Below are 21,893 nucleotides of genomic sequence, written 5' to 3'. Positions count from 1 at the left end.
TATGCGCCCATTCTTTAATAGAAAGGATGAAGATATAATGATTGAAGAATTAAGTAAAGATAGATACTATAAAATAGATAATTTGATTAGAAATAATAAATTTCCAGAGGCTGCATCGGTAATTTTAAAAAATAATCCAGGGTGGGTTTTTGTTGATAACATAGATGATCCAAAATCAGCATTAATATTTTCTAAAGGTATGGGAGGTTTTTATCTATTAGGAGACGATACTAATGTTCAATTCAAAAATGAACTTTTGTCTTTCATTGAAGGGGTAGTCTATTCTAGGTTGAATAACATAGGTATCAGTTGGATTGAAATCTCAGGAGTGTCAGAAGAATGGAATAGAATAATTGAAGAAGTATTTTTTAGTAAAAATTCAGGTAAAGATAAGCAGCTAGTATACAAGCTAAAAAATGAGATATCAGTCAGTGGAGGAAATATAGAGAATATCATGCAAGTTGGTAAAAATACATTTGATTTAAAAATCTCCAACCTTGATTTTTTAAAAAATGAAATACATCAATTCTGGGGAAGTATAGAAAACTTTCTTAATAAAGGTATATGTAATTATTACTTAATAGAAAACGAAATAGTAAGCATTTGTTACTCAGGATTAGTAAAGGATAATATTCATACAATGGGAATAGAAACATTAGAAAATCATAGAAGAAAAGGGTATGGGTATAAAGTAGCTAAGGTGTTTTTAAATGAATGTAAGATGAAGGGTATAGAACCACATTGGGATTGTAGTGAAGATAATGATGGTTCAAAAATTTATGGCAGAAAAGCTTGGTCTTGAAAAAGAATATGAATATACATGTTACTGGTATAAATTTTAATAATGATTAAAGCTTGTGTAGAAGCTACATCTAACATGATAGTTAAAGACAGTCTGCAAAGAGTATTTGGATCATCTTAAGATATAAAATCATCGAATCCTAATAGGGACGACGTACCCATACCCTAACTCAAAACTTGTTTTATAATCTATAAAGGCATTCCAAAAATCAAAAGTCCATGATAGCTGCCTTTATAATTGGAGGATAATCAAAGTGAGAAAATTTTGATCCCCCAATTATAAAGGTAGCCCTTGTATTATTTGGTCGCTATCGGCAGAAGCTACAAGGTTACGACGAGATGCTTATCATTTAAAGGTGCTTTTCAACATAAGCTGCAAAGTTTTCAAGAATAGATTGCCATCCTTGTCTTTGCTGCAGGTAAGTATGAAAGCCTTCGGCATCAAAGGTTTCCTCAACAGCTATACCACTGTCTATGCTGTTGAAGGTCACTGAAACCGCTCTACCGTCGCCTAACACGTAGCAGATTTGTTCATGAGGAACAATTTTGGTGTATGTTCCCTCAAAATGGAATGAAACCTTGCCATCTCTGGAAGCCATGGTATAATCAAAAGTCCCACCATCTATGAGATGATTCACAGCCTCAGGGCAGTGCCAGTCATCTGATGCATAGTTCCATGCGGTGATGTGTTCAGACTGGGTAAATCCTTTCCAAACTGATTCGATTGGACGGTGAATAAAGGTACGGATGGTTATCCTCATGGGTTTAGACTGAGTTTCTTCACTAATCTTTTTAACTTGTTCCAGGGCTTTGGGCCAGAGTTCCTCAAACATTTCTGTATACCCTTCCTCCGTATCCATGTTGACTGTGAATTTTGTCTGGCCTTCATCAATGGAGTCTAAGGTATAGTTTTCATAGGAAGGCGCCCAAGCTTTTATGGTCTCGCTCTCTGTATCCACTATCCCATCCATTATATATCCCAGGTGTCTGATGGAGATGAACGTAGGATATCTGCTTTCTGCAATCTCCGATACCATTCCTTCTAGTTTTCCATCGCTGTCGATGGTTAGAAAACGAATAGCGTCACCCTGATTCCAGCCACCGTCGAAGTAGGAACCCTCGCTGAACACAAGACTCCACTCCTCGTATTTACGTGGATCAGTGATTGTTTCCCAAACAACTTCAGGTCTTGCCATTATGACGATTGAATGATTAACTTGATTCATCATAATCCTCCCCTCATTCTAATGGTATTTGAGCTTCATCTGCAAACATGACTTCCCATTGATGTCCATCCACATCGACAAACGAGTCATAATACATCCATCCATGATCTGTGGCATCTCTGTAACGGTTCGCGCCTGTGTGTACAGCCATGGCTACCAACTCATCTACCCTTTTACGGCTTTCTACCTGAATGCTAAGTAAGACCTGGGTTGTCTTTCCATCAGCCACAGGACGATCGGTGAAAGTTTCGAAGTAGTCTTTTGTGATTAGCATTGCATAAATTGAAGGAGGACTCAATTCAAGACAAAGGGCTTTGTCATCGGAGAATTGCTCATTAAAGGAAAAGCCTAGTTTACTCCAGAATTCCCGTGTCTTATTAAGATTCGCCACAGGCAGGTTAATGTATATAGCTTGTACCATTCTCACTCACTCCTTTTATCATGATATTCTAACAAGTATGTTTAACTGATACCCATTCCTATAATTACAAAACGAACTTAGAATACTTCGCATAAGTCTTAACAGGCCACGGTCCTTGCTTGCTAGTGCCTAGACAAGCAAGAGAAAGAGGAGAATTTTCGACCTATCATATCATACAGCGAGGGAACGATAGAAAAGAAATTTTTTTATCTGATCATGATAAAAGCCGATTTATAGAAACCTTGATTAAGATGAAGAACAAATATAATTTTAGGATCTATACAAAAAATAAACGGTTCTTTTTGACGCTTTTCTTGTATAGAAAACCCGCAGTTACAATGATACGGAGAACCATACCATAAGTAACTGCGGGTTTTGTAGGCGCTAATATTTTCAATGCATACGGGTTAATGAGATGAAGGCGGTATATCGAACAAATGAAGTTCATCCTTTTCTCACTTGCGGTGAACTACACATTTAAAGAAAAAAAATTTTAGCGGTGCGATTTTACATATAGTGCTAGGGGTATTAGGTGATCATTTAATGAGAAATAGTAGCATCAATAGAACTGAAAAAAAGAAAGACAATAGCACAAAAGCAAGAGATGTGGCAGATGGAATGATGTGCGAATTATCCAGCACCTTATAAAAGGAGGCAACACATAATGAATATTGGATTGTTAATAATTGATGTACAAAAAGCTTTTATAGGTCATAGAAAAGGGGAGAAAGAATATCACAATACCTTTGAATATATTAATGAGACAGCTACATTATTTAGAAAAGCAGGTAAGTCTGTAATCATTGTTAGAGATATTGAAGGTGGTAATGATGATACTTATCAAAATGTAGAAGAGTTAATTGTTGAGGATAGCGATATTGAAGTTTTAAAGGAATTCAGCAATAGCTTTTGGAAAACGAATTTAGAGACAATATTAAAAGAAAAAAATGTTGACTTTGTTGTGCTGTGTGGGAATGCTGCGGAGTACTGTGTATTAGCAACATATAATGGTGCAATAGAAAGAGGTTTTGGGGCAGCTATGCTTCAGCATGGAATCTTTGCCAATCATACAAATGGGTTAGTAGATATTTACAATAACAGGGCGTTGATTTCTTATGAAGTGATTTCCTATATGCTGGATAATTAAAACTTGAGAAAAAAATATGCACTGTACCCTATACATAGTGTGAGCTTAAACAATCAACATAATAAAAACCGCAGTTAGAGCGATACGGTGAATCATACCACAAGTGACTGTGGTTTTCTTTACAAGATGGTAATGGCAATAGTCATATCAAATTTTTCCTCATATCAACGAAATTATTATAAGAATACAGATGGGGGTAATCTATGATTATTGAAAATAAGAAAATAGAAGGTAACAATCTAAGCTGGATACTTCGTTGTCCAACAAAAAGTGATGCAAATCAACTATCTAAATTAAGAGTTCAGATTGATGGAGAAACAGAAAATCTAGATAGAGAACCTGGAGAAGCGTTATTGACGCCTGAAGGCTTTGAAAAACTTATTTATGAAGATTCAATAGCGGAAAGAACTATATTTTTAGTGGCAGAAGCAGAAGGGAAAATTGTTGGATTTGCTCGTTGTGAAGGAAATAAGCTAAGTAGATTTAAGCATAAGGCGGAGTTTGGAATATGTGTGTCAAAGGAGTACTGGGGTCATGGAATTGGTAAAGTTTTACTAGGAGATGTTTTGATATGGGCAGATAATGTAGGAATTGAAAAGATTTCATTAACTGTTATAGAAACAAATACAAAAGCAATTGAATTATACAGAAGATATGGATTTGTAGAAGAAGGATTATTAATAAAAGACCGTGTTCATAGAGATGGGAACTACTATAATACGGTCATAATGGGAAGGTTATCTACAAGTGATGTTTAGCAAGCAAGGATCGCTCCTACTTGTAATAATAGAATAGAAGAAAGATGGGGGCTATCTATACAGATATAGATAGCCCTCTTGCGTTTGCGTAAAAAGATAGTTCTAGGATAAACTGGGAATAGCTTCTATAACTTTTATTTGTAATGTATAAATTTGAATGAACTTTTTGTAGGAGAAGATACTCTTATATAGGAAAGAGAGGTGTACCGATGGAAGAAAAAATGCTGGTGAAGAAGACAAAGCTAGGAGATAAGGATGCACTTGTCCAACTAATCATGAATCAAAAAAATGATTATTATAGATTGGCCTATGTTTATCTAAAAAATAATGAAGACGCGTTAGATGCGATGGAAGATATGATCCTCATTTTGTATGAGAATATTTATACGCTGAAAAAGAACAGTGCCTTTTACAGTTGGAGTAAAACCATTTTAATCAATTGTTGTAAAAGGATTCTTAGAGAGCAGAAAAGGACCGTGCCATTGGAAGCTGTGAAGGAGCTATCTTATGAAGGTGACTTTGAGGAAAAAAACAATGAAATGTTATTAGAAAAGTATCTATCTGAGCTAGATGAGCGTCATCAAGAAGTGATTAAGTTAAGATACTTATTGGATTTAGAGTACAAGACCATAGCAGAAATATTAAAGGTGCCTTTGGGGACGATTAGGTCACGAATTTACTATGGGATCAGTAGGTTGCAGGAAAAATTCGGAGGTGATGATCTTGAACAGGATTGAGAAGATGCTTAAAAATAAAAAGAGGGATATAGATATCATTGAAGCGCCCGATGCATTAGAGGAGAGATTAAGAAGTGCACTAGGTGATAAGGAAATGACAAAAATAAGGAGAAATATTACAGGAAAAATTATTGCAGCTTGTCTGGTGTTAGTCCTAATGGGATATCATTTTGACACCTTGGCTTTCTATGGAAACAAATTAATGGGCTATAATGATGTGATGAATGGTACTTTAAAGGAGTTAAATGAACGGGGTAAGGGTCAGGTCATAGACAAAAGCTATACCTTTAAAAATGGTCTTTCAATAACCTTGGATGGAATTATGATAGATGAGACCCAGCTATTGGCATTTTATACGATAAAAGCGCCAAAGGGCAATGTGGATGAATCGTTGCCAACAGTGACACTAAGAGGGTTCTTAGGTGAGCATATGCCCCAAAGCGGCTATGGTAAAATAAACGATACGAAGACCATGATGAATAATATCCATAGTTTTGAGCCTCCTGGGGTACTGGAAAAAACCTTACACATGAATTTTCGATTTTTCCAGAATGGCAGGGTTGAAGAAGGAGAAATTACTTTTACAGTGGATCGGCAGAAGGCCATGGGGCATACATTAAAAGCGAATATTCATAAAAGCATTAAGGTAGAACAAGGAACCATTGATATAGATTCAATTCTAGCTTCGCCTACCCGTACGGTGATAAAAGGGTCCATTCAAAATATATTAGAGTTAGCAAGGGATGAAATCAACAATGAAAGAATCAGGCCGAATACATTAGAGTTAAAGTTAATAGCAAATGATAAGGAGATACAGCCGCAAAGCGGCGGAATGAGCACGAATATGAAGGGAATTACCTTCCATCATGAATATGATGCGTTACCGGAAAATTTAAAGTCTTTACAGTTAAAGTTAACAAGATTTTCAGCAGACCATGATGTAAATAAAGAGATTGAACTGACAAAGGGTATGAAAGAACAACGAATAAATGTACATGGGCAAGACTTAACGATAGATAAAGTTTATGAGATGAATGGACACACGTATATTACAATAACGACGGAAGAAGGCACCGTTCTTACCAAGGTATATTTATTAGCAGACGACAAAAGATTAGAGTTAAATAAAACAAGTGAAGATCAGTACGAAAAGAGGAAGGATGGACAAATTCTTCATAGAAGAACGCTAGAATTTAAAGGGGTAGGGAAGGATTATAAAATGGATATACATCGGATGACGTATGTTAAGGATTATAATATAACGATAGAATTACCTATACAATAGCCATTAGGGGGAAAATCAAAGTATATTGTCAAGTATCTAAGACACAGTAATTTCTTAAATAAGTGGTGATGGGATAGATAAGGTCGGGTAGAGATACCTGGCTTTATTTGTGTTTAAAAATTATGGATAATAAAAATAAAGGCAACTTTCGTTTGGCCCCACTATTTTTGGTGATATAATAAAGAAAACCATATAAGTGAGGAGATATCATGACCAAACATCGTCTATATACAATGAGTGTAGCAAGTGTTTATCCCCTTTATGTTACAAAGGCGGAGAAAAAAGGACGTACGAAAACAGAAGTCGATGAAATCATCCGTTGGTTGACAGGATATAGCCAGGAAGAGTTAGAAGCGCAAATGGAAAAACAGACAGATTTTGAGACCTTCTTTGTGGAAGCTCCCCAACTGAATCCTTCGCGGGCTTTGATTAAAGGTGTGGTCTGCGGTGTCCGAGTGGAAGACATCGAAGAACCAACCATGCAGGAAATTCGCTATTTGGATAAGTTGATCGATGAGCTAGCAAAGGGTAAAGCCATGGATAAGATTTTGCGGAAATAAAAATTTTAAAAAAAGAAACACTGATTCCATATATAAAATATAAATGAATCGGTGTTTTTTGTTGAATCGACAATAATCTTGAAACTTCAGGCAGACGAGTCTAGTAATCCGATATAATAAAACGATATTACCTAAAGGAGGGAACTGTAGGGCTAAAATCGCCGGTACAACGGTACGGTGAACTTTACCGCAAATATCGGAAGTTTTAAGAAACTGCCTCCCGGGGCAATTTAATTGGTTTGGATTATATAAAAAATGTAGTAGCAAATTGCTTTGCTACTACATCCTATTCTTCTTTTACCCATCTATCAAGCTTTTCCATCACCATAGTATAGGTTTTTTGTGATATTTCCGGAAGCTTACCACCTAGTATTCTTTCTGCCTCCTTAAATCCTTCATCTATAGCAGTCTTCAATGTCTCATACTTGGCCTTATCTCCACCGGATATAGCTTTAGCAAATTCCACAATACGATTACTAACAACTTCAGGGCTTAAAGGGCCTCCTTCACCGATCATTTTTAGAGCCTCAGTACGGGCCTCTTCATCTATTTCTACAATTGTATCCGGATTCTCAATATCTTGAAATGTTAAACCCTGTCTTTCAAGGAGTTGCCTTACCATTTCCTTTAGATGACGATAGTTTTTTTCGCTTTCTTCTTTTAGTTTTTGGATAGTTTTTTCATCTGCTTTTGTATTCGGCTTATCATAGGTTGCTTTTTTAATGTTGTTTTGGGACGGGGTGTATTTATCCTGTATGACGTTTGGATAGGGGTTATCTTTCTTAATGATGTCATTTTTTGGAATTTCTGCTTGGTTTGAAGGATAATTTTTGTCAGGAGTAGTAGTTATTTTCATAAAATCGCCTCCTTAAATATATCTTGTTTTAATAATTATCGGAAATATAGCAGCAAAGCTTTAGTGATTGAATAATGATGGAATGAATAATATTTCCGTCGAAAGTATATAGGCATAGGGTATAATAAATGTATAGATTAATAAGGATAGGAGTGAATAGAAAATGAAAGAAATATTTACAAGAAGAAGCATTAGAAAGTATCAAAATAGACCTGTAGATCAGGAGCAAATTCAACAATTATTAAGAGCTGCTATGTATGCGCCATCCGCTGGTAATGAAAAACCATGGCATTTTGTTATCATAAAGGATCGAGACAAGTTAAATGCTATTACTAATTTTCATCCTCACACACAAATGTTAAAAGAGGCCCCTACTGCAATCATAGCCTGTGCTGATAGTAGTGATGTGAAATATGATGGTGCATTTTGGATTCAGGACATGGCTGCTTCCATACAAAATATCCTTTTACAGGGAGAAGCTTTAGGACTTGGAACCTGTTGGTGTGGGGTATATCCTAAAGAAGAGCTCGTGGAAAATGTATCAAAATTAATCCATTTGCCAGACAAGATTATACCAATAGCTATCATTGCTGTAGGGCATCCAGAAGAACACAGAGAGGTAAGGGAGAGATATGATGTAGCTAGAGTACATCATGAGGTTTGGTAGAAGCTACCTAAAACCAAAGAGTATAAGAGGAGATGAGAGAAATGGATTGCATCGAAGCTATTCTAGGAAGGCGAAGCTGTCGCAGCTTTAAGAATCAGAAGGTAGAGCAGGAAAAGATTATTACCATTTTAAAATGTGGGTTATATGCACCTTCCCCTGCCAATAAACAGCCCTGGGAATTTATTGTGGTAGAAAATCCAGAGTACAATGAAAAGCTAAAAGCTGCGGTAGAACACTCAAAAGAAAAGCTTGTAGAGAAAAGTGGATGGGCTTGGATACCAAAGTATAAGGTTGATTTTATCACTCAAGCGCCTGTGTTGATTGTGGTGGTTGGAGATCCCAGTAAAAATGGTGCGGAACAATTTCTTGAAGAACCCAGTCAAGGGTTTGAGCATGCGTGCAGTGCAGCCATTCAAAATATGCTATTAGCTGCACATAGTATGGAGTTAGAGACCTTATGGCTATCCCTGTTTGAAAAGGTGGATGCCAGAAAGATATTTAAAATTGATGAAGATAAGGAACCGATAGCAATTATTTGTTTAGGTTATCCTGAATATGTTGGACAAGCCCCTCCAAGGAAAAGCATAGAATCAAAAGTAAAATTTATTAAATAGCTAGCAATGAATCAAGGGAAAAGACAGTAAAACCGCGGTTGCAGCCATACGGTAAATCGTACCCGTACCATAAGTAATGGTGACAGTTATAACCCATGGTCGAATACCTTAAAAGAAGCTTTGGGGATGGTTAATTGTAACCATCCCTATTCATTTTGTGAAATTATTATCGTAAGACGCTGGGGAAACCATATAAATTTTCCGAATTTTGTGGTAGTATACATTTAGTTAAAGCAAAAGGGGGATTCATATGAAAAAGAAATATTTTTTTTATAACGCTCTTATGGTGCTTATAAATGTACTTCCCTTCATACCAATGTCTATCAAAGGCATTCTAGGTCTAGTTTTTATAATAATAAGCTGTGTAAAAATGAATCGTAAGCATGCCATAATCACTGCGACAATATGGGTAGTTTTTGGATTTATCAACTTTGCCCTAGGTATAAACGTGGATTATGAAAAAGGTATGATTTCTATGTTTTTAGGCACTTTGGTATACTATGTGATTGCATATTTCTTTGGTGGTTTTGCGGAGGAAATAGCGACACAGAATAAAGAGTTGAGTGGTGAAATAGAGAGAAGAAAGATGATAGAAACAGAGCTAAATGAGAAGTTGACGCTGCTGCAAAGTTTGATGGATACAATCCCAAGCCCTATTTTCTTTAAGGATTTAAATTACAAATACATTGGTTGTAACCGTGCATATATGACTGCCATGGGCATTAGCGATCAGGAACTTATCGGCAAAAATGTTTTTGACATTCTTGATGTAGAACAAGCGAATATTCATCATAAGATAGACGAGGCGCTGATCGAGAATTCAAATAAAACAGTGTATGAGTTACAAGTTAAATTTGCTGACGGGAGTTTAAGAGATATTATCCTTAACAAAGGGGTTTTTACCAACGACAGGGAGGTTCCAATCGGGATCGTTGGGGTAATGACGGATATTACAGATAAAAAGGAAGCTGGATTGCTTAAGCAAAGCATAGTCGAGAAAAAGCAAATTATTGATGAAATATTAGAAAATGACAAGATGAAAACAGAATTTTTCTCAAACATTTCTCATGAATTAAGAACACCTTTAAATGTAATATTAGGCTCTGTACAGCTTATGGAGTTATACATAAATAATAATCAGTATCATGAAAGTGAACAAAAGGTTATAAGAAATATAGCCACAATGAAGCAAAACTGTTTTAGGCTTCTACGAATTATTAACAATCTTATAGATATTTCCAAAATAGATGCGATGGCTTTTGAACTACACCTAAAAAACTGTAATATAATTAGTGCCATTAGAGAAATCACAATGTCTGTATCTGATTATATAGAGAATAAAGGGATAAATCTAATATTCAACACGGATGTGGAAGAATTAATAATGGCTTGTGATGATGAAAAAATAGAAAGGATTTTATTAAATCTACTTTCTAATGCGATAAAGTTTACCCCTATAGGTGGAAAGATAGTAGTTAATGCTACTATTAAGGAAAGCGGTTTGTGCATTATGGTTGAGGATAATGGCAGCGGAATACCTGAAGATAAACAAAGCCAAGTTTTTAAAAGGTTCTGTCAGATAGACAGAATGTTTACAAGGTTGCATGAGGGTAGTGGCATAGGGCTGAGTCTTGTAAAATCTCTTGTTGAAATGCATGGTGGTACGATCACTTTTGCGAGTAAGGAAGGAATAGGGACAAGCTTTGTTATAAATCTACCTATTAAAAAAGTTGAAGAGAAAATAGAACAACATAATATAAAATTGAAACAAGCGCATATAGAGAGGATTAATATTGAGTTTTCAGATATATATTCAGCTGTTGGTTAAGACATAATGAACAATAATATAGACGACCTTGGACTATGCCTTGCTAATGTTCTCTCATTGGACGAAGTAATAAAAATGTTGGCAGAATAACAATATGACATTGAATATAAGGGGATATTTAGGATGAAGAAAATTTTTAATTGGGTACTCATAATACTCCAAGTACTTTTTCTGTTTACCGCATATGGGATACAGATGTTTTCTATGAAAAAGATGGGAATGATGAGGTATGTAATATACATAAACCAACAATGGGAGGCCAAATATCCTATTGAAACACTACAAACCATTTCAATTGTATTGTTAGTACTATTGTCTATTATTATTATTCTATATGCTTTAATAAAAAAAGATAATGAAATTGGGCGTAAAAAAGCATTACCCATGTTATTGGTGGAAGTGATAGTCACCCTTGCATTTGTATTTTTCGCTTTATTCTTTTCTCCAGAAAATTATCGATCTTACTATTTTACCAGCCTTGCATTGGCGATTGTTGCATTGATACAAGATATAAAAACGATTGTGTATTTAAAAAACCTCTCGGTGTAGCTAGAGCTGGATATTTTGCTGCACTCTAAACAAAAAAATGTCTGAAAGCCTTTTGGCTATCAGACATTTCAATGATTGAATTTATTTGTATTGAGCTGCTGCTTCTTCTGGTGTAATCGCTTGCACTGGATTATTCGGGTCCATCTGCCATACGAACCAACCACCATCATACAACTTTATGTTTTTCCAGCCGTTTTCATAGGCCATTAACCATGGAATCGTTGCTCTCCAGCCAGTACCACAATAAAATGCGAGTTCATTATCTGCGGTGAGTCCTTGTTCATTCCACATAGCCACAGCTTTATCAAAATCAATAAAAGTTCCATCCTCATTGCGGTAGTCAGCTTCATCATGGCCCCATACTGCACCTTTTGGTTCTCCTGCTTTTTCTATGTAGCTGTATCCGCTTGTTTTACCATTAAATTCATCTAAACTTCGTATACTTACCAATCTGAATGTATCATTTTTCTCCATTTCAGCTGTTACATCTTCAGGCATAGCTAAAACGTACTCAGGATGTGCTGGTATTGTCACACCAAAATCACTTGTTGCTGTCTTTGGATTTTCTATACCTTCATTCGTTGCATATCCTGCATTTTTCCAAGCATCTAGACCACCATCAATTACTTTCACATTTTCAACACCCGCCCAAAGACATACAAAAGCAACTCTTGTTGCACCGGAATCAGCACCATAAACAATAACAGTGGTATCTTTGGTTATACCATAATTGGACATAACCTTTCCAATTTCATCTCCAGTTCTTATATTCCAATAGGTTGGTTCTTCGATATCATCGGTGTTCAAATGTACTGCTCCTGGTATATGGGCTTCTAAATAGCTTTTATTTTCATTGACTAATCCCCAAGCAGCTTCAATGATTACGTAATCTTTTGACTCAGGCTGATTTCCATCAATTACACTTTTTACCCAATCTGCAGAAACAAATACTTTTGTTTTTGCTAAAGTTTCAACAGGATTACTCTCTGTTGGACTAGGTGCTTCTGGCTTATTTGGTTCTTCAGATTTAGGAGCACAACCAACGATAGATGCAGCAACCATTACAAAACAAAGCAAAATACTAAGTAATTTCTTTTTCACAAAAACACTCTCCCCTATAAGTATTCATTACTATTCTATATAAAATAGACTTGCAAAAATAAACGACTGCATAAGTCTATAAAAATCACTTTGAATCGATTTGTTGATCCATATTGGCAATAGACTTAAAGGTTTGCAGTCCCAATTACCGATGATTATGTTACAGGATTATGAATAACTAGTCAAATAGAAATATCTAATGATAGACCAGATTGCCATTGTTTTTTCATATAGCATATAAGGGACAGCGGTCTTAGATTGTTGATGATCATAAAAGAATTTAAGTAAAATGGAAACAATTGATAGATAATTAACGTATTAGATAATGAAACACAATATTAAAATGGGAGATGCATTTTCATGAAAACAAGCATTTATTATTTTTCTGGAACAGGTAATTCATTAAAAGTGGCAAAAGACTTATCGGAAAAACTAGGAAATACAACTTTGATCTCTATTCCCAAAGCTATGAAATCAGAACTTGATATATCGGCAGACAGCATAGGAATCGTTTTTCCTGTTTATTGCTGGGGGATGCCTTTGATGGTTGATGAATTCATTAAAAAACTTCGAACGGAGCATGGAAGGTACTTTTTTGCCATAGCTACCTGTGGAGCATCTGCAGCAGGAACTCTCCTACAGACCCAGAAAAGACTTGCCCAGCAAAACATAAAGCTTTCATCGGGGTTTATCGTAGAAATGCCTACAAACTATATCATATGGGGAGGGGCCATATCTGAGGAACGACAGAAAGCAATGTTCGAGAACTGGAACAATAGCATCGACCAGATTGTAGACACCATTAAAAATCAGAAAGAGCATGGCATAGAATCTGGTTCAGCCCTGGCCAACTTTTTCCTAAGTAAAGCACTTTATCGTGTATCTATGCCGCAATTTCCCAAAATGGATAAGTCGTTTTGGGCGGATAGTAAGTGCGATCATTGTGGGATATGTAGTAGAGTTTGCCCAGCAAATAATATCGTGATCAAGGAAGGAAAGCCAGCTTGGAATCAAAAATGTGAACAATGTCTAGCCTGTATCCAATGGTGCCCTAAACAAGCTATTCAGTACGGTAAGAAAACACAAGAACGGGAACGGTATACGAATCCCTTTGTGAGTCTTAAAGAGCTCATTGAGTAGTCTCCCAATAGTTCTTGTGATCCATTATCATGTACCGTACCATAAGTGATATTGAGTCGACGGAGTAACACGGAACTGCTGAAACAACGATGAGTTGAAACGTAGATTGGTCATTAGGGGTGTTTGTATGAAAATAGACAGGCTACTTGGAATAATAACAATGCTTTTGAATCATGAGAGAATAAAAGCAAAGGATTTGGCTGAAAGATTTGAGGTATCTATTCGTACCATTCATCGGGATATTGAAAATATTTGTATAGCCGGTATACCGATTGTTACTTATCAAGGGGGTGGTGGGGGAATTGGTATTGCAGAGGGTTACAAACTGGATAAGAGCGTATTGACGAATGATGAACTTGATAATATTTTAATTGGACTAAAAAGTATTGAAAGTATATCAAACAATACCACTATCAAACACCTGCTAGACAAGCTATCGCCAAAACAAGAGGATATTCTATCAGTTAATAGTAATATTTATATTGATTTGACTTCTTTTTATAAAACCAATCTATCACAGAAAATAAGTCTATTCAGAGAGGCCATCAACAATAACCTGAAGGTTTCCTTCGATTACTTTTCTAACAAGGGACTGTCACAAAGGTACATAGAGCCCTACTTTATCACTTTCAAATGGTCTGCATGGTATGTGTTTGGGTATTGCCAGTTAAGGGAGGATTTTCGTCTTTTTAAGCTTAATCGGTGCAGCAATCTTAAAATCACGGAGACAAAATTTACACTCCGGGATTTGCCTGAAGAAAGGCTTAACTTGGACAGCTACTTTGACAGTGAAAAGAAAGTCGTAACAATGCTTATTGATCGATCCCAGGAATATAAAATTATTGATCAATATGGAACAGACGCCTATGAAATTACAGAGGATAATCGGATGAAATTTCAGTTAGTATATACCAATCACCAATATGCAATGGAGTTTATACTAAGCCTTGGGGACCAAGTATATGTTTTATCACCAGACTCCATTATTGAAGAACTGAAAAGGAATTCAAAAAATATTTTGAACATGTATAGATGAACATGACACACTGTTGGCATGTTCATTATGTTATTTTAGTAAGAAAGCAGAGTTGCTAGAAGCTAATTTCAATTTTGAGAAAAAGGAGGACGAATTTATGGGAAACAATATCAGACAAAAGGCAGTTAGCATGATCTCAAATGCAGAAACAACTGTACTAAGTTCAGTGGATGAAGGGGGAATGCCGAGAGCTGTTGCCATGTCAAACATTAAAGCAGAGGGATTAGAAACGATTTGGTTTGCAACGGGAACTAATTCTGAGAAAGTAAAGCATTATATGGAGAATAATAAGGCCAGTGTTTGCTATAGCAGCGCAAAGGATGGGATTACGCTAACTGGAAATATTGAAATCATTCATGATATGGATATTAAAGAGGCTTTATGGGTTGACTGGTTTATCAATCATTTTCCTGGAGGTGTAACAGACCCTGAGTATTGTATATTGAAATTTAACACAAAGAATGCAATACTGTGGATAGATAATGTTTTTGAAAAGTTTTCCTTGGACGCATGATTGAATCATTTGGCGTAAGCGTTTATAGCAAAGGGGTACTTAGAGAAAAAACAGGGGGTGGCAAGGATGCCTAATAACTGCGAAGGTCAGAAGGTTACTGAATATGTAGATTTTGTCTCCGTCGTGGAGGACATAGGCTTTATGCCTTTTTCAAATAACTGTATTGAATTTATCAATCTATCGGAATTAACAACACCGGAACAGTGGCACACAGATCTGCCGTCTGATCCATGGCCATGGCGTATACAGATTGAACAGGATCATAAAGCAGCCTATGGAAAGCTATTTGATAAAAAACCCGGGTTTATTTCTCTAAAGTGGTATCCAAAGTTCCTTGCGGCCAGGAGAAAAGGATATAGCTTCTCGGAGTTGTATTCCGAAGGTTTATTTAGTCATTATGCAAAGCAGATTTATACACTGTTTGAGGAGCATGAAATCTTAGCTGCCCATGAGATTAAGGCATTGGGTGGTTTTACAAAGGATTTAAATACTAAGTTTGAGTCTGCCATGGGTGAACTGCAAATGGGTATGTTTATCACAGTAAATGGTACGAAACGAAAAGTAAATCATAAAGGAGAAGCATATGGGTGGCCTTCTACGGCATATTCTACTGTAGAGACATGGGCAGGGGACAAGCTTATGGAAGAAGCTGAAAGAATCAAGCCCCAAGATGCCATGGATGAAATTGTTCAGAGGATAACAGAGATTGCTCCCCATGCAAAAACAGCAAGGCTAAAACGGTTTGCTGGATTCTAAATATAGGCAAAGGTACCTACAGGCTGTGTGATCATTTCGACGCAGGTTGTAGGTACTTTTCAGTATTAGCATGAAAGTTTGCGGCTACTTTATGAAATAGTATAGAGTTCATGCAAATGAATTGATATAATATCCATAAAATGCTAATTCATCATGGATAGGGGAGATGAGAATATGGTAGTGAGCTTGAATCGTTTGATCGAAGATGAGATCCAAAATATTGTTTTAAATTCAAAAAACTCCAGCATTTATAGGAACCCTCTTGTAGGTTTTACAAGTGCAGATAACCCCTTGTTTCATAAGTTGAAAGAGGTTGTTATAAGTGATCATCTGCTTCCTGGCGATCTTATTCAAAGTGCATGCTCTGTAGTTTCATTTTTTATTCCCTTCACAAAAGAATTGATTATTGAAAATAAAAATCATCCCTTTGTATCTAGAGAATGGGCGGAGGCGTATGTAGAGACAAATAAGCTCATCCATACAGTAATAGAAGATATGGGAAAAAAGTTGAGTATGCTTGGTATTGAATCATCAGGAAATCCTGCAAAGATTATTGGTTATGACCATGGGAAGCTGATGTCAAAATGGTCTCAAAGACATGTGGCGTATATCTGTGGTCTTGGAACTTTTGGGGTGAATAACATGTTGATAACAAATGAAGGCTGTGGTGGGAGATACGGCAGCTTTGTTATTGATAAAGAGCTTGAATATACTCCGCTTATTCAGGAAGAATACTGCCTCTGGAAGAAGAATAAATCCTGTGGTGTGTGCTTTAAAGCTTGCCCTGTCAATGCACTTACAGAAGATGGATTTGATAGATATAAATGCTATGATCGATGCAGTGAGGTAGATAGATTTTATAGTGATATCGATGAATCAGATGCGTGTGGAAAGTGCCTAGCAGGACCCTGTGCCATTAGGAAGCCTTAATCAGACCAGGATCATACTGATTTACAAATAGCCTTACTCGTTTGCTGAAATTATTATGTTTATAAAAGGGGGAGCACCATGAAGTACACAATTAAACCGTTAAGTCCAGATTTAGCAGCAATATTTACTGAATATCTTGAGGGCTTGGATTTTGGGCATGCCGCCCATTGGGCCACTTGTTTCTGTAGGTTTTACCATACAAACTGCTCCTATGAGCAATGGCAAAATAGAACGGGTGAAGAGAATCGTACAGAGGCGATTGAGCAGATAAAGGCTGGTAACATGAAGGGATACCTAGCTTTTGATGGAGATAAGTGCATTGGCTGGTGCAATGCTAACAATGTATGTCAGTACATAAGGCTCGAGAAGGACATAAAACATATCATAAAAGATCAAAAAGTGGGCTGTGTCATTTGCTTTGTAATCCACCAAGACTACAGAAATCAAGGGGTTGCAAGACTTTTGCTTAAACAAGCTGTTGATGATTTTAGATCCCAAGGGTTTGATGGGGTTTTGGCAATTCCAGTGGATATCAAGGACGAACCTGAAAAGCTGTATCGAGGTACGATGAATATGTACCAGGAGCTGGGTTTTAAGGAAATAGAAAAGAAGAATAATGTGAGTACAATGTGGTTGAAACTTTAACAATTACTGATTTTACAACTTGCCTAGCAATTATATTAAGACGATAAAATAAGGGGGTAAACCAATGATTACCTTTGATCCATTTCCTGTTTTAGAGACAAAAAATTTGATACTAAGAAGAATGGAACATAGAGATATCCATGACGTGCTGGAGATGAGGAAAGACTCAAGAATGCATGAATACACAGACACGAGGCCAGATGAAACGCCTGAAGAGACAAAAGCGTATATTGAAAAGATGAATAATGGGATTGATGAAAACAAATGGATCATTTGGGCAATAGAGCACAGACAATCAAAAAAGGTGATAGGGTCAATTTCTATTTGGAATATCAATCTAGAAGAAGGCAGCGGCGAGTTAGGGTATGGAATTAATCCGGAATATCAAGGTAGAGGCTTTATGAAGGAAGCGTTATTGGAAGTGATAGATTTTGGTTTTGACAAAATGAAATTGACGGCATTGGATGCATATACAGAAGAAAACAATATGAAATCCAATAAACTTCTTGAAAGCTGCAAGTTTACCGAGATAGATAGAGTGGATGATCAAGGATACTACAGCAACCGTGTTTATCATATGGTTGTGTATAGATTGGAGAATACCAATCAGGTAGATAATCGTATTTAAAAATCAGATATATGCAACAAGTGGATGCTTCTTTAATAATGATGAATGCTGCTGATATAAGGAGGGAGAACAATGCTCAGTTTACGAGGCCGCTTATTCAAGCTTTTATTGCAAAATCGTCATTTGTTAAAGCTTCAATTTAAAAAGAAAATTATTGATTGGAATGAAAAGGAATCCATCCTCAGCTTTAGGCAACAGGTGGAAGAGGGGGCAGGAAGATTTGGCAAGCTGCCTGAAGACATCGAAGTGTCGCCTGTAAATATAGATGGCCTCTATGCTGAATGGATTTCGCCTGCCCACGCAACAAAAGACAAGGTAATTCTTTATTTTCACGGGGGTGGATATGTGTCTGGTACGTGTCATTCCCATCGTGCAATTACTTCAAAATTTGTGAAAGCCAGCGGCGTAGCTGCATTGCTCTTCGAGTACCGACTGGCCCCTGAACAACCTTATCCTGCAGCCCTAGAGGATTCATTGTCAGCCTATGGCTGGCTGCTAGATCAGGGAATTGCTCCTTCAAATATAGTATTCGTAGGAGATTCCGCTGGTGGAGGTCTATGCTTAGCTACCTTGTTAGCGCTTCGGGATCAGGGGATACCCCTTCCAGGGGCAGCAGTGGCTTACTCACCCGTGACAGATTTTAAGTGCACGGGCGAGTCCCATCGAACGAAACTCAAGGTGTGCCTATCTCCTGAGGGAATGGCGCCCGCTTTAGCAAAGCATTACGCAGGAGATCAAGACCCTAGTTTACCCTATATATCACCTCTTTATGGGGAGCTTCAAGGATTACCACCCTTACTTATTTTTGCCGGCGAAGATGAAACCCTATGTGATGATGCGGTTCGGTTTGCAGAAAAGGCCAAGGCAGCAGGCGTCAAAGTCACTCTAAGAATTGGAGAGGGTCTATTTCATTGTTATCCTGCCATGGCCCCCCTTTTTCCAGAGGCCACAGAAGCTTTAGAAGAAATTTGTTGTTTTATAAATAAGCACATAAATGGCAGTGCCAGTAACATGCCCTTGCAAGGTAAAAGCAAACCGCCGGCTTCATAGCCGGCGGTCATATTTCCTATCTTTGTGCTTCAAACTGTTTTAAAAGCTTAACAAACAATTCAGGAATCTTTGCCATATTTTCAGGAGTTTCTACGAATGAAATTCGGAATTGTGTGCTTCCCGGATTTTCCTCGCCTGCTTTAATATCATAGAATCCTTTCATCGGTGCGATCAGAAGGGTTGTTTCAACGCCGTCGATTTTAACAGATCCTTCCCCAGCACAGTATAAAACGAAGTCAATTGCATCAAATCCTGGTTTTACTACATTTCTAACGTCAATTACTGTGTATATGGATGCGTCAGGGCTGGAAACAATCAGACCAGGTTCTTGCTCCTTTAGACCGTTATATACACCCACGATTTGTTCTCTGTAGTACTCTCGAATATTTTTGCACCAGTCAGCAATTTGTTCCTTGCTTTCATGGGCAAGTGCACCGAATATGTACTGGCCGATTACATTAGCGCAAAGGTTTGCAGTATATTCAGCTACAGAACGGTTATTAAACTCAGCATTGTCCGTAATCAAAGCACCGATTCTTAAACCACAAGCGTTCCATACCTTTGAGGCAGTCTCGATACTAATTCTTCTACCTTCGATACCAGGTACATCTGCATCAGTAACTCCCCAGATACTCACAAGTTGGCTGTTTTCTACATAATAGAGTTCGCGATAAGCTTCATCGCTGATCATCCACATGTTATATTTTACGCACAATTTAGCTAGATCTTTAAGGGTTTCATAATCGTAGTACTGTCCTGTAGGATTGTCATAAGGAATGACAAGAAGTGCGCCAGGATTATGCGCTTTAATGGCTTCTTCGATTTTATTTAGTTCTGGAAGATTGTACTTGCCGTCTTCACCTAAATTACGCTTTACTGTAACGGTCTTACGGCCAGTTCTTTCTGCAAAAGAAATATAATTGGTGTAGGCGGGGTCGATCATCATAAGCGGTTTTTCATCAGTACCAGCAGGTCCACATACACCGATTAAAAGTAATTCCATAGCAGCAGATCCGCCGTCGGTTATCTGAACGAACAATTTGCTTGTATCGAAACCTTCACAGGCAAGGATGTTTTTAAAAGCATCCTGACACTCAACATAACCAGCGGTCGTTGAATATCTCACGATACCCTTTGCAAATGGACTCTCAGGTGCATCAAGTGAAAACATTCTTTTTTGCATAGCTGGATTTGTCGGGAGGGAAACGTTTCCAATGCCTACGTTGATTACAGCCTCAGGCTTGACTTTACGCTCCTCATATTTCATTTGTGCCAGTCGAACTGCCGATGGTTTTCTTGATTCGAAGTGACTTGATAAAATTGGTTTGCTCATTAACAAATCTCCTTTTCTAAAAAGTATTTTTTAACTCTGGAGTTATATTATCTTGTCTATTATAGTATACCATTATTTTTTTGGTATACCCAATATGATTTTATCATCAATTCATATACATTTCACTTCTTTTTATATGTAACTTTCATGAAAAAGCAATTACCAAAAATCAGGGGTTATGAAGCTATTTTGTTTAATAAAAGGATCAATCGTTCCAGCTTGGATTTCAAATATCTTTTTTGTTGATCTGAAAGATCATATAAAGGGGATAGTCCCTTTAAGTAGAATAAATAAAGAGAGTTTCATTATAATCTCACGGGAAGATATGGAGTGATGTATATGAAAAAAACAGAGGAAATGATACAAGAATCAACTATTTGGGCAGGTCTAAATAGACCGGATTTACCCACATCGGATGCAGATATCATTGTTTTTGGTATTCCATATGATGGAGGGGTGAGCTTCAGAAACGGAGCCAAAGATGCACCGGCTGCCCTTCGGGAAATTACTTATATCATAGCACCAACTACGGAGTACTTCGAAGATATTTCTGGACTTAAAATATTGGATATTGGTGATATGGAAGCACCTACTCGCGAGGAACTATTTGCTAAAGTTGAAGATCAAGTATGTGAGATTGTAAAACAAAATAAATTCTTTACAATGATTGGAGGAGATCATTCTACAACTATTCCCGTACAAAGAGGAATTAATAAGGCATTGGATGAGCCCTTTGGAATTATTCACATAGATGCTCACTTTGACCTTTGCAATGAGCTAGAAGGAGATACCCTCTCCCATGGTTCTACGGAGCGCAGGGCCCTTGAACTCAACAATGTTGCTTCAACCGAAAATATTTTCTTTATTGGTATACGATCAATTGAAATGGATGAATTGTCTTTCATGAGAGATAACAAAGTTCACGTTATCAATGCCCATGACTTTCATAATCTTGGTGTTAAGCAAGTCGTGGATACCGTAAAAGATCAGATGGCGGCATTCAACAAAATTTATTTAACCCTGGATATTGACTGCCTAGATCCAGCTTATGCTGGAGGAACCGGAACACCTCAGTTTGGAGGACTTTACTCCCGAGATTTGCTGAATCTGCTCAAGGGCTTGTTTGAACTTCCTATAATAGGATTTGATGTGGTAGAAATTGCACCTAAGCTAGACCCGTCACTTACTTCGCTATTTGCCGGTAGAAAAATCATCACGGAATGTTGGGGCCACTATTATAGAAAAATGAATCAGTCGAAATAAAATAATATTAGATAGGAAAGCACACGAGATGTGCTTTTTTTCTTTAAT

The 21,893-nt window shown here is 37.1% G+C and carries 24 protein-coding genes; 19 read left to right on the top strand and 5 right to left on the bottom strand.

Annotated elements, in window-relative coordinates:
* Window positions 1–37: 37 nt before the first annotated feature.
* On the top strand, window positions 38–802 hold the full coding sequence (locus tag K0R93_RS12905) for a GNAT family N-acetyltransferase (protein WP_300301970.1): 765 nt from the start codon (window positions 38–40) through the stop codon (window positions 800–802).
* 349 nt (window positions 803–1,151) lie between these two features.
* On the opposite strand, the gene K0R93_RS12900 is transcribed toward K0R93_RS12905, so the two are convergent.
* Both K0R93_RS12900 and K0R93_RS12895 read right to left on the bottom strand, forming a co-directional pair.
* A complete protein-coding gene (locus K0R93_RS12900) occupies window positions 1,152–2,027 on the bottom strand; it encodes an SRPBCC domain-containing protein (protein WP_300301968.1) in 876 nt (291 codons plus the stop codon).
* A 13-nt stretch (window positions 2,028–2,040) separates the two neighbouring features.
* Complete coding sequence (locus tag K0R93_RS12895) at window positions 2,041–2,448, bottom strand: VOC family protein (protein WP_300301965.1); 408 nt, start codon at window positions 2,446–2,448, stop codon at window positions 2,041–2,043.
* Window positions 2,449–3,112: 664 nt separating this feature from the next.
* Between K0R93_RS12895 and K0R93_RS12890 the strand changes: the two genes are divergently transcribed.
* The 5 genes from K0R93_RS12890 (at window position 3,113) to K0R93_RS12870 (ending at window position 6,935) form a co-directional block, all read left to right on the top strand.
* Window positions 3,113–3,595 carry an isochorismatase family protein gene (locus tag K0R93_RS12890; protein WP_300301963.1) on the top strand — a complete coding sequence of 161 codons (483 nt, stop codon included), beginning with the start codon at window positions 3,113–3,115 and terminating at the stop codon, window positions 3,593–3,595.
* 203 nt (window positions 3,596–3,798) lie between these two features.
* The gene (locus K0R93_RS12885) at window positions 3,799–4,353 is read left to right on the top strand and encodes a GNAT family N-acetyltransferase (protein ID WP_300301961.1); all 555 of its coding nucleotides are present in this window, start codon (window positions 3,799–3,801) and stop codon (window positions 4,351–4,353) included.
* 209 nt (window positions 4,354–4,562) lie between these two features.
* A complete protein-coding gene (locus tag K0R93_RS12880) occupies window positions 4,563–5,090 on the top strand; it encodes an RNA polymerase sigma factor (RefSeq protein ID WP_300301959.1) in 528 nt (175 codons plus the stop codon).
* Window positions 5,077–6,375 (top strand): DUF4179 domain-containing protein, encoded by a 1,299-nt coding sequence (locus K0R93_RS12875; protein WP_300301956.1) that lies wholly within the window; start codon window positions 5,077–5,079, stop codon window positions 6,373–6,375. Before K0R93_RS12880 ends, K0R93_RS12875 begins: the two co-directional genes overlap by 14 nt.
* Window positions 6,376–6,584: 209 nt before the next feature.
* Window positions 6,585–6,935 (top strand): DUF2200 domain-containing protein, encoded by a 351-nt coding sequence (locus tag K0R93_RS12870; RefSeq protein WP_300301954.1) that lies wholly within the window; start codon window positions 6,585–6,587, stop codon window positions 6,933–6,935.
* Between the two features lie 286 nt (window positions 6,936–7,221).
* Here K0R93_RS12870 and K0R93_RS12865 read toward each other — a convergent pair whose 3' ends face one another.
* A complete protein-coding gene (locus tag K0R93_RS12865) occupies window positions 7,222–7,791 on the bottom strand; it encodes a hypothetical protein (RefSeq protein ID WP_300301951.1) in 570 nt (189 codons plus the stop codon).
* Between the two features lie 163 nt (window positions 7,792–7,954).
* Between K0R93_RS12865 and K0R93_RS12860 the strand changes: the two genes are divergently transcribed.
* The 4 genes from K0R93_RS12860 (at window position 7,955) to K0R93_RS12845 (ending at window position 11,449) form a co-directional block, all read left to right on the top strand.
* Complete coding sequence (locus tag K0R93_RS12860; RefSeq protein ID WP_300301949.1) at window positions 7,955–8,458, top strand: nitroreductase family protein; 504 nt, start codon at window positions 7,955–7,957, stop codon at window positions 8,456–8,458.
* Between the two features lie 41 nt (window positions 8,459–8,499).
* A complete protein-coding gene (locus K0R93_RS12855; RefSeq protein WP_300301947.1) occupies window positions 8,500–9,072 on the top strand; it encodes a nitroreductase family protein in 573 nt (190 codons plus the stop codon).
* 250 nt (window positions 9,073–9,322) lie between these two features.
* Window positions 9,323–10,900 carry a sensor histidine kinase gene (locus K0R93_RS12850; protein WP_300301945.1) on the top strand — a complete coding sequence of 526 codons (1,578 nt, stop codon included), beginning with the start codon at window positions 9,323–9,325 and terminating at the stop codon, window positions 10,898–10,900.
* Window positions 10,901–11,023: 123 nt separating this feature from the next.
* On the top strand, window positions 11,024–11,449 hold the full coding sequence (locus tag K0R93_RS12845; RefSeq protein WP_300301943.1) for a hypothetical protein: 426 nt from the start codon (window positions 11,024–11,026) through the stop codon (window positions 11,447–11,449).
* 81 nt (window positions 11,450–11,530) lie between these two features.
* On the opposite strand, the gene K0R93_RS12840 is transcribed toward K0R93_RS12845, so the two are convergent.
* The gene (locus tag K0R93_RS12840) at window positions 11,531–12,550 is read right to left on the bottom strand and encodes a sulfurtransferase (protein ID WP_300301941.1); all 1,020 of its coding nucleotides are present in this window, start codon (window positions 12,548–12,550) and stop codon (window positions 11,531–11,533) included.
* Window positions 12,551–12,910: 360 nt separating this feature from the next.
* On the opposite strand from K0R93_RS12840, the gene K0R93_RS12835 reads away from it, so the two are divergent.
* From K0R93_RS12835 to K0R93_RS12800, 8 genes are all read left to right on the top strand, one after another.
* Window positions 12,911–13,690, top strand: a complete 780-nt coding sequence (locus K0R93_RS12835; RefSeq protein ID WP_300301939.1) for an EFR1 family ferrodoxin — start codon at window positions 12,911–12,913, stop codon at window positions 13,688–13,690.
* A gap of 127 nt (window positions 13,691–13,817) precedes the next feature.
* On the top strand, window positions 13,818–14,726 hold the full coding sequence (locus K0R93_RS12830) for a helix-turn-helix transcriptional regulator (protein ID WP_300301937.1): 909 nt from the start codon (window positions 13,818–13,820) through the stop codon (window positions 14,724–14,726).
* Window positions 14,727–14,823: 97 nt separating this feature from the next.
* Window positions 14,824–15,240 (top strand): pyridoxamine 5'-phosphate oxidase family protein, encoded by a 417-nt coding sequence (locus tag K0R93_RS12825; protein WP_300301935.1) that lies wholly within the window; start codon window positions 14,824–14,826, stop codon window positions 15,238–15,240.
* A 66-nt stretch (window positions 15,241–15,306) separates the two neighbouring features.
* Window positions 15,307–15,996 (top strand): AlkZ-related protein, encoded by a 690-nt coding sequence (locus K0R93_RS12820; protein WP_300301933.1) that lies wholly within the window; start codon window positions 15,307–15,309, stop codon window positions 15,994–15,996.
* A 174-nt stretch (window positions 15,997–16,170) separates the two neighbouring features.
* On the top strand, window positions 16,171–16,926 hold the full coding sequence (locus tag K0R93_RS12815; RefSeq protein ID WP_300301931.1) for an epoxyqueuosine reductase: 756 nt from the start codon (window positions 16,171–16,173) through the stop codon (window positions 16,924–16,926).
* Window positions 16,927–17,004: 78 nt separating this feature from the next.
* Window positions 17,005–17,571 (top strand): GNAT family N-acetyltransferase, encoded by a 567-nt coding sequence (locus tag K0R93_RS12810; RefSeq protein ID WP_300301929.1) that lies wholly within the window; start codon window positions 17,005–17,007, stop codon window positions 17,569–17,571.
* Between the two features lie 64 nt (window positions 17,572–17,635).
* Window positions 17,636–18,199 carry a GNAT family N-acetyltransferase gene (locus tag K0R93_RS12805; RefSeq protein WP_300301926.1) on the top strand — a complete coding sequence of 188 codons (564 nt, stop codon included), beginning with the start codon at window positions 17,636–17,638 and terminating at the stop codon, window positions 18,197–18,199.
* 72 nt (window positions 18,200–18,271) lie between these two features.
* Window positions 18,272–19,249 carry an alpha/beta hydrolase gene (locus K0R93_RS12800; protein WP_300301924.1) on the top strand — a complete coding sequence of 326 codons (978 nt, stop codon included), beginning with the start codon at window positions 18,272–18,274 and terminating at the stop codon, window positions 19,247–19,249.
* A 16-nt stretch (window positions 19,250–19,265) separates the two neighbouring features.
* On the opposite strand, the gene K0R93_RS12795 is transcribed toward K0R93_RS12800, so the two are convergent.
* Window positions 19,266–20,582: a pyridoxal phosphate-dependent aminotransferase gene (locus K0R93_RS12795; protein ID WP_300301922.1), complete on the bottom strand. Its 1,317-nt coding sequence runs from the start codon at window positions 20,580–20,582 to the stop codon at window positions 19,266–19,268.
* Between the two features lie 339 nt (window positions 20,583–20,921).
* Between K0R93_RS12795 and speB the strand changes: the two genes are divergently transcribed.
* A complete protein-coding gene (gene speB / locus K0R93_RS12790) occupies window positions 20,922–21,845 on the top strand; it encodes an agmatinase (protein ID WP_300301920.1) in 924 nt (307 codons plus the stop codon).
* The last annotated feature ends 48 nt before the right edge of the window (window positions 21,846–21,893 follow it).

Origin of the sequence: Anaerosolibacter sp., assembly GCF_029240175.1 — a bacterium.
Classification (GTDB): domain Bacteria; phylum Bacillota; class Clostridia; order Peptostreptococcales; family Thermotaleaceae; genus Anaerosolibacter.
This window is presented reverse-complemented; position numbering and strand designations above follow the sequence as displayed.

Excerpts from the sequence above, each read along its gene's own strand:
- K0R93_RS12870 (WP_300301954.1), top strand. The coding sequence starts at position 6,585 with ATGACCAAACATCGTCTATATACAATGAGTGTAGCAAGTGTTTATCCC.
- K0R93_RS12900 (WP_300301968.1), bottom strand. The coding sequence starts at position 2,027 with ATGAATCAAGTTAATCATTCAATCGTCATAATGGCAAGACCTGAAGTT.
- K0R93_RS12805 (WP_300301926.1), top strand. The coding sequence starts at position 17,636 with ATGATTACCTTTGATCCATTTCCTGTTTTAGAGACAAAAAATTTGATA.
- K0R93_RS12795 (WP_300301922.1), bottom strand. The coding sequence starts at position 20,582 with ATGAGCAAACCAATTTTATCAAGTCACTTCGAATCAAGAAAACCATCG.
- speB (WP_300301920.1), top strand. The coding sequence starts at position 20,922 with ATGAAAAAAACAGAGGAAATGATACAAGAATCAACTATTTGGGCAGGT.
- K0R93_RS12835 (WP_300301939.1), top strand. The coding sequence starts at position 12,911 with ATGAAAACAAGCATTTATTATTTTTCTGGAACAGGTAATTCATTAAAA.
- K0R93_RS12820 (WP_300301933.1), top strand. The coding sequence starts at position 15,307 with ATGCCTAATAACTGCGAAGGTCAGAAGGTTACTGAATATGTAGATTTT.
- K0R93_RS12830 (WP_300301937.1), top strand. The coding sequence starts at position 13,818 with ATGAAAATAGACAGGCTACTTGGAATAATAACAATGCTTTTGAATCAT.
- K0R93_RS12885 (WP_300301961.1), top strand. The coding sequence starts at position 3,799 with ATGATTATTGAAAATAAGAAAATAGAAGGTAACAATCTAAGCTGGATA.
- K0R93_RS12855 (WP_300301947.1), top strand. The coding sequence starts at position 8,500 with ATGGATTGCATCGAAGCTATTCTAGGAAGGCGAAGCTGTCGCAGCTTT.
- K0R93_RS12825 (WP_300301935.1), top strand. The coding sequence starts at position 14,824 with ATGGGAAACAATATCAGACAAAAGGCAGTTAGCATGATCTCAAATGCA.
- K0R93_RS12890 (WP_300301963.1), top strand. The coding sequence starts at position 3,113 with ATGAATATTGGATTGTTAATAATTGATGTACAAAAAGCTTTTATAGGT.
- K0R93_RS12905 (WP_300301970.1), top strand. The coding sequence starts at position 38 with ATGATTGAAGAATTAAGTAAAGATAGATACTATAAAATAGATAATTTG.
- K0R93_RS12880 (WP_300301959.1), top strand. The coding sequence starts at position 4,563 with ATGGAAGAAAAAATGCTGGTGAAGAAGACAAAGCTAGGAGATAAGGAT.
- K0R93_RS12845 (WP_300301943.1), top strand. The coding sequence starts at position 11,024 with ATGAAGAAAATTTTTAATTGGGTACTCATAATACTCCAAGTACTTTTT.
- K0R93_RS12895 (WP_300301965.1), bottom strand. The coding sequence starts at position 2,448 with ATGGTACAAGCTATATACATTAACCTGCCTGTGGCGAATCTTAATAAG.
- K0R93_RS12810 (WP_300301929.1), top strand. The coding sequence starts at position 17,005 with ATGAAGTACACAATTAAACCGTTAAGTCCAGATTTAGCAGCAATATTT.
- K0R93_RS12860 (WP_300301949.1), top strand. The coding sequence starts at position 7,955 with ATGAAAGAAATATTTACAAGAAGAAGCATTAGAAAGTATCAAAATAGA.
- K0R93_RS12850 (WP_300301945.1), top strand. The coding sequence starts at position 9,323 with ATGAAAAAGAAATATTTTTTTTATAACGCTCTTATGGTGCTTATAAAT.
- K0R93_RS12865 (WP_300301951.1), bottom strand. The coding sequence starts at position 7,791 with ATGAAAATAACTACTACTCCTGACAAAAATTATCCTTCAAACCAAGCA.
- K0R93_RS12800 (WP_300301924.1), top strand. The coding sequence starts at position 18,272 with ATGCTCAGTTTACGAGGCCGCTTATTCAAGCTTTTATTGCAAAATCGT.
- K0R93_RS12815 (WP_300301931.1), top strand. The coding sequence starts at position 16,171 with ATGGTAGTGAGCTTGAATCGTTTGATCGAAGATGAGATCCAAAATATT.